The organism is Streptomyces sp. NRRL F-2664, from assembly GCF_000719345.1.
Taxonomy (GTDB): Bacteria; Actinomycetota; Actinomycetes; order Streptomycetales; family Streptomycetaceae; genus Streptomyces.
Window position 1 is genome coordinate 1 of record NZ_JOFX01000365.1, and the last position, 439, is coordinate 439.

Sequence of the window (439 nt, forward strand, 5' to 3'; positions counted from 1 at the left end):
CACGTCTGTCACCGACCCCTACGGCGCCGCCACTACCGTCGCCTACGACGACGGCCGGGTCGTCTTCACCGCACCCCCGCGCTCCGGCGACGGCCACCGCCTGACCGCCGTCCTCGAACTGCAGGACGGCCTGGTCCGCAAGGCCACCGGCAGCGACGGCGCGGTGACGGCCCTGGAGTATGGGCGGCCGCTGGCCGGACACGGCCCCGTCATCACCCGCGTCGCCTCGCCCCTCGGCGCAGTGACCGAGATCGCCTACGAGGAAATCCCCGGCTCGCCCGTCCCGGCGCTGGCCGCGACCCGCCTGCGCACCCTCGACGACCGCGGCGAGCTCGCCGCACCCGAGCAGCGGTTCTCCCCCGCAGTGGAGGAGGGCCGCGCCTACACGGGGGCGGGGGGCGGCTTCGCGGGCGAGGACGACGTCTTCGACCAGCGCACC

Annotated in this window: 1 protein-coding gene; it reads left to right on the top strand. The window is 75.9% G+C overall.

Annotation, left to right across the window (positions count from 1 at the left end; genetic code table 11):
• On the top strand, nt 1-439 hold a 439-nt coding region (locus IF89_RS46825), incomplete at both ends, for a hypothetical protein (protein WP_043194985.1).